Raw genomic sequence first — 14,970 nt, forward strand, 5'->3', positions numbered from 1 at the left:
GTTTTATTTTCCGAAAGGTTTACTAATTAGTAGAAGAGAAGGAAGTAGGGTTAAAACAGAAATCATTGCTAGCAACATGGCTATGCCAGTAAATACACCAAAATAAATTGTGGGTATAAATTTAGAGAAAACTAAAATTGAAAAACCAAATACTATTGTAATTGAAGTATTGAGTATTGCAACGCCAACAGTTGAGTGACAAGTTTTAAGTGTTTTATTGTAATCGTTAGTTTTAGTAAACTCTTCCTTAAATCTGTAGATATAATGAATGCTATTATCGACAGCAATACCAATGGTAATGGCTGCGATAGTGATAGTCATCATATCAAGAGGTATTCCAAGTAGCCCTATAATTCCTAAGATAAAAAAAGCTGCAATAAAGTTTGGCACAACTCCAATTAAAGATAATTTAACATTTTTAAACAAGATTAAAAACATTATAAAAATTCCAGTCATTACCAATCCCAGAGTTAGTATTTGAGATTTAAATAAGCTTTGTAATAAATTGTTAAATAAAATTAACACACCACCTAGTTTAAATTCCTCTTTACTTAATTTTAATTCATTTTCTAAATCATAATTAATTTTATTTATTAAATCATTTCGTCTTAATCCTTCTTGAGAGTCGATAATTCTTAAGCTTATTCTTGCTTCATTATCTTTAATTGAAATATATGGATCTATAATTTCTTTTTTAATACCTTCTGGGATCTTAGAATATAAAACACCCATCTCTAAAGTTCCTAATGGCTTATTATTATTAAGCTGGGTTGCAACTTCGATAATGGAACTAAAAGATAAAACCTTACCGATTGCCGGTAAACTATCTAAATAATTATGAACAGACTGAATTTTATCGATTTTATCTTTAGTAAACCAATATTTTTCATCATCTTGACTCTCTTCATCATCCCAACTTTCAAATTCATCATCCTCACTTGATTTTTCTTCTATTCGTTTAGGAAATTTTAAGATTACCTCCAAAGGTGTGGTGCCACCTAATTTTTCATCAATTAGTTTCATGCCCTTATAAATTTCAGTGTCTTTATTAAAATAATTTATAAAACTATTTTCAACCTCAAGACGGCTTATACCAAGGACACTTGCAATTAAAATAAAACCAGTAATTACAAAAATAATACTTTTATTATTAATAGATATTTTTCCAAGAAAGGCAGTAATCTTTGAACCTTCATCTTCTTTAATGCTAATATTATTATTAGACATGAAGTTTAGAAGTGTTGGCAGCAACGTAAAGGTTATAATAAATGAAGTGATCAAACCAAAGGTCATCATCCATCCAAAATCTATAATAGGTTTTATGCCACTAAATATTAATGAAAGGAAAGCACATATTGTAGTTAATACGGTATAGATAATTGGCCAAAACATTTTGCCAGTGGTCATTGAGATAATTTTAAAATTATCTAAATTTGGAAAATCATTCTTTAGCTGTAGAAAACGAGTGCTCATATGAATATTCATTGCCATAGTTAAGATCAACATCAGTGCAATAAAGTTTGATGATATAACAGTTACTTTCCAACCAAGTAGACCAAGCAATCCAGTCATAATCAATACAGAAAAGAAACAGCTACTAATTGGAACAATGATCCAAATTAATTTTCTAAAAACAAACCAGAGTGTTGCGATGATAAACAATAGAACTCCTAGGCCAAATACAATAATATCACTTTTGATAAATGACATCATATCATCAGCAATCATAGGGATACCACCTAGGTAGATCTTACCTATATCTTCATAGCTTTTGATAATCTCTCTTATTTCAGTAATGTTTTCGTGATTTTTCTTCTTTAAAGTGTCTTTATAAATTTCTATTTCTTCATCAGTTTTATTTTCTAAATCTTTTAAATCATTCTTTTTGATATAAACAATTATACCACTAGTATTACCATCTTCACTGATAACAAAATTTCTAAAGACAGGGCTGTTTAGTATTTCTTTAAATCCCCGTTCAGTATCAACACCCTCATCTTTTAGAGTTGTAAAACTTTCCAATCTTTCTTGTAGAGGTGCTTCTGAATTATTTAATAAAGGAATATCTAGCAAGGTTACTACACTATGTACCCAGTCTAGGCTTTGAATTTTATATTTAAGACTTAAAAGATTATTAATTGAAGACGCTGTAACCATTCCTTCATTAGGAGAGTAGGTTAGAACTAAAAATTCTTTAGAGCCATATCGTTCAGTAATTTCTTGTAGATATTTAAGATCAGGATCTCCTTCAATTAAAAGGGTTTCAGATGAAGCATCTAATCTAAAATCTTTTGAAAAATAACCAAAACTTAGCAACGTTATTATAAGCAATACAAAAATTGATTTTGGATTCTTTAATATAGTGTTTTGGTATAAATGAGATAGCATTTAAGACTAATATATTTGATATTAGTTACTTTGAGTATCTTTAAATTTAGTAAACATTGCCTCAAATTCTACCATGATATTACCTGTGGGCCCGTGTCTTTGTTTTCCAATAATAAGTTCAGCTAAATTTGATACTTCATTCATTTTAGCCTGCCATTCTGCATGCTCAACGGTTGCTGGTCTTGGCTCTTTTCTTTCCAGATAATAAGCTTCTCTATAGACAAACATTACTACATCCGCATCTTGTTCAATTGATCCTGATTCTCTTAAATCTGATAATTGAGGTTTGTGATCATCTCTTTGTTCAACAGCTCTTGAAAGTTGTGATAGAGCAATAACTGGAAGTTTAAGTTCTTTTGCCATTGCCTTAAGTCCTTGAGTGATTTCAGAAATTTCCTGAACTCTACCGTCTCTATTTCCAGAAGATCCTCTCATTAATTGAATGTAATCAACTACAATTAAATCTAGACCAAATAATCTTTTAATTCTTCTTGCTCTATTACTCATTGCAGCAATACTAATTGCTGGAGTTTCATCTATATAAAGAGGTAACTCAGCTATGTTTTTTGATGTTTCAATAAATTTATCAAACTGTTCATCTGATATTCTTCCACGTCTTATATCATTTGATTTAATTCTTGATTGCTCTGCTAGAATTCTAGTTGATAACTGTTCTGAAGACATCTCAAGAGAAAAAAATGCTACTGATGATTTCTTTCCAGCTTCTTGTAATTTTTGTGCAGCATTGAATGCTATATTGGTTGCAAGTGCGGTTTTACCCATTGAAGGTCTTCCAGCAATAATTATTAAATCAGAATTATGTAATCCACCTAACCTATCATCTAAATCTCGAAGACCTGTTGGCACTCCAACAATTCCTTCATCATTTTTATAAGCAGCAGAGGCCATTTCAATGGTTTGCTTCATTGCTTCATCAAATTTAATTAAAGATGAGTTGAACGAACCTTTTTCAGCTAAATCAAATAATAATCTTTCTGAGTTTTCAATTATGTTTTGACCATTAGTATTAAGGTCATTTATTTTTGCAGCATCAATTGTATTTTCAGAAATTTTAATTAATTCACGTCTGACGAACATGTCATAAATAATTCTTGAATACTCAATCGCTTGTCTTGAAGATGTTGAAAATTTTGTAACTTTAACTAAGTATTCAGGTACATTAATTTCATCTTTTTCATTTTCAAAATAATTCTTTAAAGTGATAGGGTTTGCGAGCATCCCTTTGTAAATAAGACTTTCAATTGCAGAAAATATTTTCTGATGCATTGGATCATAAAAATTAATACTTGAAACTACTGTATTAATTTCATCAAATATTTCATTCGACACCAAAATAGACCCAATAACGGATTGCTCAGCTTCGATGTTGTTTGGTAATTCTTTGAAGGTATCTTTGACTATGCTTAGATTATTTTCCATGAGTAAATCTTATCTGAAAAACGATTTTAAAAAATAACAAATATATGCTGGGGAAAAAATTGTATAATTACTGAATATTTTCTGCTGTAACTACATTAATTGTAATTTCAGAATCCACTTGTGAGTGTAAAATAATTTTTACTTTAAATTTACCAAGTGATTTAATTTCAGTTACGGGTTGTATCATTGATGGTTTAATATCTAATTTATCATTCTCTAATAATATTTTAGAAATTTCAGTTGGTTTAACTGAACCATAAAGCTCTTTGTTTTCTGTACTCAATTTTTTAATTTCATACTCTTTACCATTTATTTGTTCTGAAATTTTTTGAGCTTCTTTCTTTTTCTCAGCATCTTTTTTACCTAGCTCAGTTTTAATTTTTTCAACTTCAGCAATGTTTTCTTTTGAAGCATATAAAGCTTTTTTATTTGAGATAAGAAAATTTCTAGCAAAACCTCTTTTAACATCTATGATTTCACCAATAGATCCAATTCTTCTAAGATTTTCTAAAAGAATAACTTTCATCTAAATTAACGCTAAATTTCTAGCTCTCTTGATAGACAGTGAAAGCTCTCTCTGTTTTTTTTGAGAAACGTTAGTAATTCTTGATGGTAAAATTTTGCCATTTTCAGACATGTATTTTTTTAATAACCTTATGTTCTTATAATCAACCTCTGGAGCACCTTTTACCGATAGTGGGCAAGATTTTTTAAATTTATATTTGTTTGGTTGAAAAATACTTAATTTTGCAAAGTTACTTTGACTTCCTTTTTTTTTATTTCCAGCTCTTTTTTTTGATGGCATAATTAGTTCTTATTAAAATCTTTTTTGTATTCTTTTTTTTCGTATTCATCCTTTTTTGAGAAATATTTAGCTTCTAAGTCAAATTTTTTAACTTTAACCGTCATATATCTTAAAAGGTTTTTATCAATTGCTTCATTCTTCTCTAATTCTTCTATAATTTTACCAGCACCTTTAATTTTAAAGTGCATGTAGATACCTTTTTTATTTTTTTTGATCTCATATGCTAGGTTTAGCAATCCCCAATCTTCAGTTTGTACAATCTCACCCTCATTTTTTTCAATTATTTTAGAGTATTTCTCAGTTAATGACTTAACTTGAGTAGGGCTTGTGTCTTGTCTTGCTACTATAGTGTGTTCGTATAAATTCATATTTGTTCTTTAATAAAAAGTGAGGATATACTATTATAATTATTGAATTACAACACTTAAAACCATAATAAACTTTAGATATTTAAATGTTTTCTGTTATATTTCCAGGCCAAGGCTCTCAATTAGTAGGAATGGGCAAAGACTTACATAATAAGCATAGTCTAGTTCAAGATTTATTTAAAGAAGCAGATGACACCCTTGGATTTTCCATATCAAAACTTGTTTTAGAAGGTCCAAAGGAAGATTTGGATCTAACAGAGAATACTCAACCAGCAATATTTCTTGTTAGCTATTCTATATTTAAACTTATTAAGGAAGAATTTAAAATAGACTTAAATAAAGCAAGTTTTTTTGCAGGACACTCATTAGGAGAGTATTCAGCCTTAACTTCTGCTGGATCATTATCATTTTCAGACACATTAAGAATATTAAAGATCAGAGGAAATGCTATGCAAAGCTCTGTACCAAAAGGTGTGGGCGGAATGGTTGCAGTTTTAGGCTCTGAAATTGAGACAATAGAAAAAATTATTACAGATAACAAAGATAAGTATGAGTGTTACATAGCAAATGACAATTCTATGGGGCAGATAGTGCTAAGTGGTAAGATAGATGATTTAGAAAAAATAATGGGTGATTTAAAAGCTGCAAATATAAAAAATATAAAACTTCCGGTTAGTGCCCCATTTCATTGTAAATTAATGAGCAAAGCAACTTTGGTAATGAATGAGGAAATAGCAAAATTGAATTTTAAAGAATCAGAAAATAAACTGATTTCAAATGTAACTGGTAAAGAAATATCAGATTCTAATGAATTAAAAGATTTATTGGTAAAACAAATTGAAAGTAGAGTTAGATGGCGAGAAAGCGTTTTATTGATGATTGAAAAAGGAGTTACTCAATTTATAGAGATAGGCCCAGGTAAAGTTTTGTCAGGTTTAGTAAAAAGAATTGATAAAAATGTAAAAGTTAGTGCAATAAATAGTGAAGAAGATATAAAGTTAATAAATATAAATGAGTAGTTTAAAAGATAAAAATTTTATAGTCACAGGTGCTTCAGGTGGAATAGGAAATTCCATTGCTGAAAAACTACATGAACAAGGTGCAAAAGTTTTAGCAACAGGAACAAGAATTGAAAAATTAGAAGAACTAGCAAAAAAATTTAATGGCATTAAAACTCTCAAGTTTGATATTTCTCAACACGAAAAAATTGAAGAATTTATTAATGAAGCTACTGAAAAATTAGGTGGTTCACTTGATGGTATTATAAATAATGCTGGAATTACAAAAGATAATTTAACAATAAGAATGAGCTTGGAAGAGTGGACAAAAGTAATAGATATAAATTTAACTTCTACTTTTTTAATGTGCAAATATTCTATTAAAAAAATGCTTAAGAATAAGTCTGGAAAAATTGTTAACATAACATCTGTTGTGGGTCACACAGGAAACGTAGGTCAGGCTAATTACACAGCATCTAAAGCAGGAATTGTTGCAATGTCTAAAAGCTTAGCAATTGAGTATGCTAAAAAAAATATTAATATTAATTGTATCTCTCCTGGCTTTATAAGCACTGCCATGACAGATCAGATAGATGAGAAACATAAAGAAGCAATTATTGCTAAAATTCCATCAAATAAACTAGGTAAGCCCGAAGATATTGCTAATGCTGTAATATTCTTAAGTTCAGATCAATCTGACTATATTAATGGAGAAACTATACATGTAAATGGAGGCATGTATTTGGGTTGACAAAATCCCTTTTTAAACTATTAACGAAATATAACAAAAAGGATCAATATGTCAGAAGATATTTCAAGCAAAGTTAAAAAAATTGTAGCAGACCATTTAGGAATAGATGAAGCAAAAGTTCAAGATGACTCTAGCTTTATTGATGACCTTGGAGCTGATAGCTTAGATACAGTTGAATTAGTTATGGCTTTCGAAGAAGAATTTGGTTCAGAAATTTCAGATAGTGAAGCTGAAAAAATTCTAACTGTTGGTGATGCTGTTAAATTTATTGAAGGCAAAGCTAACTAAAAATTTAAATGTCCAAAAAAAAAGATGGGATAATGGTGATTTTATCATCCCCATCTGGGGCAGGTAAAACCACATTAGTAAAACTTCTCTCTCAAAATAAAGACTTTCATATATCGGTATCTCATACCACTAGAAAACCAAGAACTAATGAAATTGCAGATAAAGATTATTATTTTGTTAATCATGAAAAGTTTGAAACCTTAATTAAAAACGAAGAATTCTTAGAATACGCAAAAGTATTCAATCACCTATACGGAACCACAAGAACACCTGTGATTGAAAAGTTAGAAAAAAGTGAAAATGTAATATTTGATATTGATTGGCAGGGTGCTGATCAAATTAAAAATAAAAAGCTAAACTATAAACTAATTACCTTTTTTATCTTGCCTCCTAGTAAGGAAGTTTTATTTGAAAGACTATCTAATAGGCACACCCATGATAAATTAATTGTAGAAGAGAGAATGAAAGAGTTTACTAGAGACGTTTTACATTGGATTAATTATGATTATGTGATCATCAATGATAATCTTGAAGAATGTTATTCAAAAATCAATAATTTAATTGACGCTGAAGTTAACAATGGCTCAAAAGATTACGATAAAGAGTACATAAGAAAACACGTAGAAAAATTAACGTTTTAGATCCTCATATTCTTTTGTCAGCTTAAAGTAAATTTCAGGTTCAAGATTTTGTGGTCTTAGATTAAGATCAATATTAAATTTACTAGCAACTTCCTTAGCATTATTAAATATTTGGTTAAAAGGTTTTTTTAACATTTTTCTTCTTTGACTAAAAAAAACTCTAGTAATCATTTCAAGATTTTTAGCATCTTTTAATTCAAAAGAATTTTCTTTAGGAGTAAACAATAAAAGAGAACTATCTATTTTGGGACGAGGAGAAAAACTTTGAGGTTTAATATTTATTATTTTTTCAACATTTAGCTTCCAATTAGTTAGAATGGAAAGACGTCCATATTTTGAATTATTAGAGTCAGCAATAATTCTATCAGCTACTTCCTTTTGAAACATTAGTAGTAAGCTTTCAAACCAAAATTTTTTATTAATGTTTATGATCCACTTAGAAAGTATCTCTGTTGAGATATTATAAGGCAGGTTGCCAAACACCACTAATTTTTGGTCAGTAATTTCATTTTCTGAAATCTTTAAAACATCATCATTTATAATTTCTATCTGATTAGCAAACTTTTCTTTTAAAATTAAAGAGAGCTCGTCATCTTTTTCTATAACAAAAAATTTTTTTGGTTTTTTTTTTAAAATGTAACTTGTCAAATTCCCACTTCCAGGACCTATTTCTAAAATTTCTTTATCAGCAATTTTTACTATAGACACAATTTTCTCAAGAACTTCTCTATCTATAAGAAAATTCTGTCCAAGGCTTTTTTTAGCTTTGAAATACACTTACTTGTCTAAAAATTTAATTGCTTGGACTAAACTTTGAGGGTTAGATCTATTTTTACCTATCATTTTTTCGTTAGGTCCATGATCAGGTGAAATTCGAATAAAAGGCAATCCAAGAGTAATATTAATTGCGTCAAATTCAAATAAAGTCTTAAGGGGCGTTAATACTTGATCATGATACATACCAACCACAACATCATATTTTTTAGAAACCTCTTTTAGAAAAATAGTATCAGCTGGAAAAGGACCAAATAAGTTAATTTTTTTTCTTCTTAAATATTTAATGGCAGGCTTAATTATTCTTTCTTCTTCACTGGTTTTATAATTACTTTCACAATGAGGGTTCAGTCCAGTAATTGCAATTTTTGGTTTCTTCTTTAATCTTTTTTTATAAAATTCATTAATTAGAAGCACAAGATCAATTATTTTATTCTTTGTAATTGATTTGTGTACTTCTTTAAGAGGTATGTGGGTAGTTAGAGGACTGACAGATAGCCTCTTGTTATAAATTAACATGGCAAATTTATTTTTTTTAACTTCAGTTTTATTAGCGAAGAATTCAGTCATACCAAAAAATTTATCTTTTAAAAAAGTTTTTTTTGATATCGGTCCATTTATTAATCCTATAAATTTATTTGTTTTCAAAAGATTTAAAGCAATATCAAAACTATTTTTAATGTACAAGTTAGAGCTTTCAGAGATTTTATCAAATACTTTTTTAAATTTATAATCCACGTTTATTATATTTAATTCTTTATTAGTTAATAAATTTAATACAATTTTTTTTGTATCGATTAAATTAATCTTAAAATTGAATCTTAACTTTTTCATTTGCTGTGCAACTAAATTTTTTGAAGCTATTAATATAATAGGTTTTTTAAAATTATTTTTTTTTAAAGATTTAAAAAAAATTTCTAAAAATATACTGTTGGGTTCTCCAGCTACTATTAGAATAGCTTTATTTTTCATTTATGAAAATCTGTTGTTCAATTTTCTTAAAATGAATTATTGAAAATTCATTAAATTGTCTATTTTTTTCACTAATTATCATCTTCTTAAGTTCTTCATCAACATTGAATTCTTGGTCTTCTTTTTTAATATCATTTAAATAGATAATTAAAAAACCAGATGCTATTTTTATTGGTTGTGTAAATTCTCCAATAGATAGCTTATTCAACATATTGTTAACTGTATCTGAAATTTCATTTTTATTCACCCAACCTATTTTTCCGCCATTTTTAGATGAATCCGAGATACTATAAATTGATGCCGCAGTTTCAAAAGAATTTTCCTCTATAGTTTTCTTTATATTTTTTAATATTTTTTGATACTCTTTTTCATCTTTAGATTGAAATAGAATTTCTGATATTAAATATCTATTCTGTGATTGTGGTTGACTTAAATTTTTTTCCAGTTCTTTTTTCAATCTTAGCTCATCCAAGTTAATAGATTTATTAAACTTTTCAAAGATTAATCTATTCCAAGCCTTTTCTATTGCAAGTTTTGCAGAAATCATTTCAATATTTAGATCAAAATTTGACAAATACTTATTAAATTCATTTTCATTAGCAATGTTTAATCTATTGTAAATTTTTTCAATCAATAAACTTAACTCAGGATCTTTATAATTTATATTATAATACCTTGATATTTCTTTTTCTTTAATTTCTTCTCTAACCAATGACTCTTTTGCTATTTCATAAATTTGTTTTTTTGGCAAATTATCCAATGCTGGATTTAAAGCCAGTAAATAATTGACCTCTTTTTGTATATCAAAATTAGTAATAACTTTATTATCAATACTAACAATAATTTCATATCTATCTTCAGCAATTAAAGTAGAGGATAGGAGGTTAATTATTGCCAAGAATATAAAAATTTTTTTAATCATTATTTTGAGAAGCTAGGTGTATTTAATGAGCCAAAAGGAATTATTGTTAAAGAAAAAAACAGCTCTTCATTTGGTTTTAAATCTCTATCAGTATAATAATCTTTATTATATTCTAGAGAAGCTACTAAACAGTCATTTTCATATTGATATATTATATTATAAAACTCTTTAAGATCTGTTTCTTTATTTCTTCTTTCACGAAATAATATTTTACTGTTATTGTCTAGAGCTAAACTAGTTTCATTTGAAAGATAGCTGGTACTACCCATTGTATTATTTTCTTCCAAAAACTCAAAAGAAGTTACAAAATTGTTGATAGAAAAAGTTGATTTAATCTTGTTGTAATTTAAAGTTTTAAAATTATCATCTAAAGCAAAATTATACTCAAAGTCTAAGTACTGATTGGCATTAAGTTTAACATCTCCAAATAAGTTAGACACTTTATTATTCATAGTTGTTTTGGTTGGAAGATTATTATTATCATTAGCTCTATAAATTTGCGCTAGATCAATTTGAAATATATTAGATCCATCACTTTTATTTAAATTATACTCTGTACCAAGTGTTAATGATTGACCACCTTCTAGGGATTCTCTTAACCCAAGTCTGTTAGTTGAAAATATATTAGTGTTATTAATTTTTCTATCTAGTGTTGTAATATTATCAGATTTATTAGGACTTAAAAAAAGAGACAATTTAGGTGTAAATTCTCTAATATAATTATCAGTTTCTTTTACTAGTGGAATGGAAGTATTTAAATCTATCAATGAAAATAAATTAGAGGTTTCTTTATCTTTGTAAGTGGAAGAATTTTTACCATGTTTATTTGAATTTTTTAGATTTACGGCATAATTACTTTTAAAACCAAATTTTGAAAAAACAGGATTAGAAGAAAAAATAAAATCATTAACAATTAACTGCTCAGTTTTATTAGTTTCATATTTTCTTTGAAAGCCACTCACCCGGTAATCAAAATTACCAAGATAATCAAATTGAGTTGATAAAGTTTTGTTAATTGAAAAATTTGGATAAACATATTCAAATTTATCACTTGAATTTGTTAAAGATAAGTCCTCGTAAGCTTTAAATTCAATTTCTATATCCAAATTTTCTTTAGACATATCAAAATTAAAGTAATTATTCATCATGGCAGGACTAAAATTTTTTTGAGTTTTAATATTATCTGTTTTTAAGTAGGTATCATGTGAGGTGGTTTCAAAATTAATTTCTAAATTTAAGTCTTCAAAATTAATTAAGGAATTAGAGAAAAAATGTGACTTATTTCCACCATTCATATTTTTATAACTAAAATCAAGGATATTTTGATAGTTCTTTTCCACTTGTCTAAATTCATTTTGAATCATGAAATCACCTTTTGTGTAAAATCGAGGAGTTATTGTTAAATCTTTATTTTCAGATATTGCAGCAAAATAAGGAATTCTCAAAGAGTTTCCAATAGTAGAAGAATTCACTAAACTTGGCATTAAAAAACCAGACTGTCTTTCTACAGTAGGATCAGGGTGAAAAAACTTTGGAAAATAAATAATAGGTTTATCGTATATTTTTAACCAGGCATTTTTATAGTTAATAGTTTTTTTTACTTTATCATGTTTTATCTCTGAAGATTGTAAGCTCCACGGGGGGCAATCATCATTTTTTTTACATGATGTGAAAATACCTTTTTTAACAATAGTCTCGTTTTTATTTAAAGAAAGAGAGGCACCCTTAAGTCTAGGATCATTGTTCGAGTTTCCAAAAATATTCTTATTAAAGTTAATCTCCACATCTTTTGCAAGAAGTGTACGATTATTTAGATCAATTATTGTATTTTCAAATAGATAATTATTTTTATCTGCATCAAGCATAATTATATCATTTCCATGAAATAGTTTTTTATCAGTCAGATATACGAAGTCCTTTACAGATATTTGATTATTAAATTTATCTATCAATATTGTCTTAAATTTTGATTGAATAGTATTTTCATTTTTTAAATATTCAATGTTATCTGTAATAATTTTATAATCATTTGCTAATTTAATATAAGTTTTTCCATTTGAAATAATTTTTTCAATTTTTCTGTTATATAAAATTTCGTTACTTTTTATTTGAATGTCTTTTAAGCTATCATAAAATATGACATCATCTTTGATTAACAATTCAGAAGTTAAATTATTAAAAATAGAATTCTTCGCAGTTATTTTAATATTGTTAATGCCTTTAACTTCAACTCCATTACTCGCTTGTATCACATCTCCGTTATTAGTTATTTCGATAGTATTACTTTCAAAAGTGAGTTCATTAGAATTTGCAGAATTGTAAAAAATAAAACTTAATAATAAAAGTAGCAAAATTTTAAAAAAATTATTTTTCATTCAATTTTACAACTCCTATAGATGATAAAATTAATAATAGAAAGATAGGTAACCAAACTGAAAGTAAAATAGGGATTTGTTCATTTCTTCCCAGTGCATCAAAAAAAAATGTGATATAGTAAATTATTACAGAAAAGATTATTCCCCCAGATATATAAAATATTTTAGGTTTTTGATGGGGTATATTTATCATAATAATACTAGATAAAATTGTTATAACAGTCAAATAAAAGGGGTATGCAAAAAGATTAGCAATGTGCATATCCAAATCTATTACTGAATAGTTGATTAATTGATAATCCCTACGATGCTTTAGTAGCCCCATAAATGTTAAAGAAGATAAATCAGAGTATAAGTTATTAATTTTTTGATAATTAAAATTTGTATTAAAAATATAATTTTCTTTCATAGATGTTTTTCCATATTTATCTGTAATCAGTGCTTGATTCATGACCCAATCATTTTTTGAAATATTTACCTCATCAGAAAAAATTTTTTTAATAATAGAAAAGTTGTTATTAATGACTATGATTTCAATATTATACAATTTATTTTTTGATATTTTTTCTGCGTTAACAAATAATATATCTTCATTATACTCATCTTTGATCCATAAGCCATTTTCTGTAACACTAGCAAGATATTTACTATCATTACTTTCAGCATTCTTAAGCTCAATGTACTTAAATTTTAGAATAGCTGAAAAGTTATAGAATAAAGTGAGAATAAGAACTGCAGACACAAAAGCACTTAGTGTGATTATTTTTAATATCTTTATATTACTAAGACCATAACTTTTAAATGCATTAAATTCATTTGAATTAATAAAATTAATAAAGAAAAATTGAATTCCAATTAAAAAAATAAAGGGAAATAATTGAAACAAAATTGAAAAGGAATTCAAGAATACAAGTAGTATTGGAAAGTAAATATTAACATCAGTCTCAGAAAAAAAAGTTACCTCTTCAAATGTATTCATAATGATCACCAATCCAAAAAATACAAATGTGACCATTAAAGTAGTTGATAGAAATTTTTTAATTATGTAATTTTGATATACCTTTAAAATCATGTTATTTTTTTTTTCTCAATTTTAAAAATAAGATTTGATAAATTATTAAAAAAGAAAAAACTGGAATTGCTATGTATATTAAATTATTTATTATTTTATTGCCCGTATAATTTAACAGTATATCAGATAATATAATAAAAAAAATACCAGTTAAAAATATTTTAATTTTAAAAGAAAAATATCCTTGTGTATTTTTTGATTTTAATAATATTAATGAAGCAATTAATCCAATTAACGCAATATAAACTGGTAAATACATTCTTTTAAAAAGTTCTTGATAAATATTTTTTAAAAAATTTGAATTACAATTTAAACTTCTGATAACAACACTTGTATTGAGGTTTTTTTTTAAAAAATCAAAGCACTTAATTAAATCGATAGTAGCAATCTCTTGTACTTTTGGTGTTTTAGTAGTCTTGGATGAGTAATTTTCTAAATTAAATTGGGTAGTACGAAAATTAAAGGAGGTTGTTTTATTATTTTTGTTAACTTTTAGTATTTCCCCATTGTTTAGTAGAAGTGTCTTTTTATTATCTTTGAGAATTATATTACCTTTTTCTGCAATAATAATCTGAATATTATTTGTGTTTGTCTCATCTTTTAAAAGAATTTTACTAAATGAACCATCCTCATTTTTTTCGTCTATAAAAATTGTTAATCCTTTTACTGTGTCTATAAATTTTTTAGGTTTAATTAAGTTAGGAAAAAAATCTAAATTTGAATTTCTTATAAAGGATCTTGACTTATCTTGAGTGTAGGGAACTGCAATTGTAGAAAAAATAATTTGAAAAATAACAAAAATCAGAGAAAGTTGAATTATTTGGTTAATAACCTGTAATTTATTTACACCATACGACCAATAAATTAATAACTGGTTTTTATCCTCATAGTCAGAAACAATGTAAAAAACAGATAAAAAAAATACAAAAGGTAAGCTTTGTGAAAATATCTTTGGCAAAGATAGTAGGGTAAATAAAAAGTAAACTTTAAAACTATGCCCATCTTCGGTTACTATATCAAGGTAGTTTACAGCTTGTATGACCCATATGATTAGAGTTAATGCAATACTAGAAATCAAAAAAAAAAGAAATATTTCTTTTTGAAGTTTATTAAAAATGATTTTTTTCATTGAAAATGTTAATTTTTAGTCATATATAGCATTAATCGCTTCTTGAG

15 protein-coding genes are annotated in these 14,970 nt (G+C 26.6%); 4 read left to right on the top strand and 11 right to left on the bottom strand.

Translation table 11 applies throughout. The features are described 5' to 3' along the window. Positions 1-3: 3 nt before the first annotated feature. From AC5SL8_RS01585 to rpsF, 5 genes are all read right to left on the bottom strand, one after another. Positions 4-2,388, bottom strand: a complete 2,385-nt coding sequence (locus tag AC5SL8_RS01585) for an efflux RND transporter permease subunit (RefSeq protein WP_494580322.1) — start codon at positions 2,386-2,388, stop codon at positions 4-6. 21 nt (positions 2,389-2,409) lie between these two features. After that, a complete protein-coding gene (locus tag AC5SL8_RS01590) occupies positions 2,410-3,828 on the bottom strand; it encodes a replicative DNA helicase (RefSeq protein ID WP_494580324.1) in 1,419 nt (472 codons plus the stop codon). Between the two features lie 67 nt (positions 3,829-3,895). Next, positions 3,896-4,354 (bottom strand): 50S ribosomal protein L9, encoded by a 459-nt coding sequence (rplI, locus tag AC5SL8_RS01595; protein ID WP_494580326.1) that lies wholly within the window; start codon positions 4,352-4,354, stop codon positions 3,896-3,898. Beyond that, positions 4,355-4,633, bottom strand: a complete 279-nt coding sequence (rpsR, locus tag AC5SL8_RS01600; protein WP_415276086.1) for a 30S ribosomal protein S18 — start codon at positions 4,631-4,633, stop codon at positions 4,355-4,357. A gap of 2 nt (positions 4,634-4,635) precedes the next feature. Then, the gene (gene rpsF, locus AC5SL8_RS01605) at positions 4,636-5,001 is read right to left on the bottom strand and encodes a 30S ribosomal protein S6 (RefSeq protein ID WP_494580328.1); all 366 of its coding nucleotides are present in this window, start codon (positions 4,999-5,001) and stop codon (positions 4,636-4,638) included. An 86-nt stretch (positions 5,002-5,087) separates the two neighbouring features. Between rpsF and fabD the strand changes: the two genes are divergently transcribed. From fabD to gmk, 4 genes are read left to right on the top strand one after another with little or no spacing between them, the layout of a single operon-like run. Beyond that, positions 5,088-6,020 (top strand): ACP S-malonyltransferase, encoded by a 933-nt coding sequence (gene fabD, locus AC5SL8_RS01610; RefSeq protein ID WP_494580329.1) that lies wholly within the window; start codon positions 5,088-5,090, stop codon positions 6,018-6,020. Next, on the top strand, positions 6,013-6,750 hold the full coding sequence (gene fabG, locus AC5SL8_RS01615) for a 3-oxoacyl-[acyl-carrier-protein] reductase (protein ID WP_494580331.1): 738 nt from the start codon (positions 6,013-6,015) through the stop codon (positions 6,748-6,750). Before fabD ends, fabG begins: the two co-directional genes overlap by 8 nt. A gap of 48 nt (positions 6,751-6,798) precedes the next feature. Continuing rightward, on the top strand, positions 6,799-7,038 hold the full coding sequence (locus tag AC5SL8_RS01620) for an acyl carrier protein (protein ID WP_415284196.1): 240 nt from the start codon (positions 6,799-6,801) through the stop codon (positions 7,036-7,038). A gap of 8 nt (positions 7,039-7,046) precedes the next feature. After that, entirely contained in the window at positions 7,047-7,679 is a 633-nt protein-coding gene (gene gmk, locus AC5SL8_RS01625) for a guanylate kinase (RefSeq protein WP_494580333.1), read from the top strand. Here gmk and rsmA read toward each other — a convergent pair. The 6 genes from rsmA to AC5SL8_RS01655 are packed head-to-tail and all read right to left on the bottom strand — an operon-like array spanning position 7,668 to position 14,923. Then, complete coding sequence (gene rsmA / locus AC5SL8_RS01630) at positions 7,668-8,456, bottom strand: 16S rRNA (adenine(1518)-N(6)/adenine(1519)-N(6))-dimethyltransferase RsmA (protein ID WP_494580335.1); 789 nt, start codon at positions 8,454-8,456, stop codon at positions 7,668-7,670. The genes gmk and rsmA overlap by 12 nt on opposite strands. Further along, positions 8,457-9,425, bottom strand: coding sequence for a 4-hydroxythreonine-4-phosphate dehydrogenase PdxA (locus AC5SL8_RS01635; RefSeq protein WP_494580337.1), 969 nt, complete (start codon positions 9,423-9,425; stop codon positions 8,457-8,459). Further along, on the bottom strand, positions 9,415-10,347 hold the full coding sequence (locus tag AC5SL8_RS01640; RefSeq protein WP_494580339.1) for a peptidylprolyl isomerase: 933 nt from the start codon (positions 10,345-10,347) through the stop codon (positions 9,415-9,417). Before AC5SL8_RS01640 ends, AC5SL8_RS01635 begins: the two co-directional genes overlap by 11 nt. Further along, on the bottom strand, positions 10,347-12,722 hold the full coding sequence (locus AC5SL8_RS01645; RefSeq protein WP_494580341.1) for an LPS-assembly protein LptD: 2,376 nt from the start codon (positions 12,720-12,722) through the stop codon (positions 10,347-10,349). Before AC5SL8_RS01645 ends, AC5SL8_RS01640 begins: the two co-directional genes overlap by 1 nt. Continuing rightward, the gene (locus AC5SL8_RS01650; protein ID WP_494580343.1) at positions 12,712-13,794 is read right to left on the bottom strand and encodes an LptF/LptG family permease; all 1,083 of its coding nucleotides are present in this window, start codon (positions 13,792-13,794) and stop codon (positions 12,712-12,714) included. The genes AC5SL8_RS01645 and AC5SL8_RS01650 overlap by 11 nt, the downstream gene beginning before the upstream one ends. Position 13,795: 1 nt before the next feature. Continuing rightward, positions 13,796-14,923, bottom strand: coding sequence for an LptF/LptG family permease (locus AC5SL8_RS01655; protein ID WP_494580345.1), 1,128 nt, complete (start codon positions 14,921-14,923; stop codon positions 13,796-13,798). Positions 14,924-14,970: the final 47 nt, after the last annotated feature.

It is taken from the genome of Candidatus Pelagibacter sp. PS_41 (genome assembly GCF_059417725.1).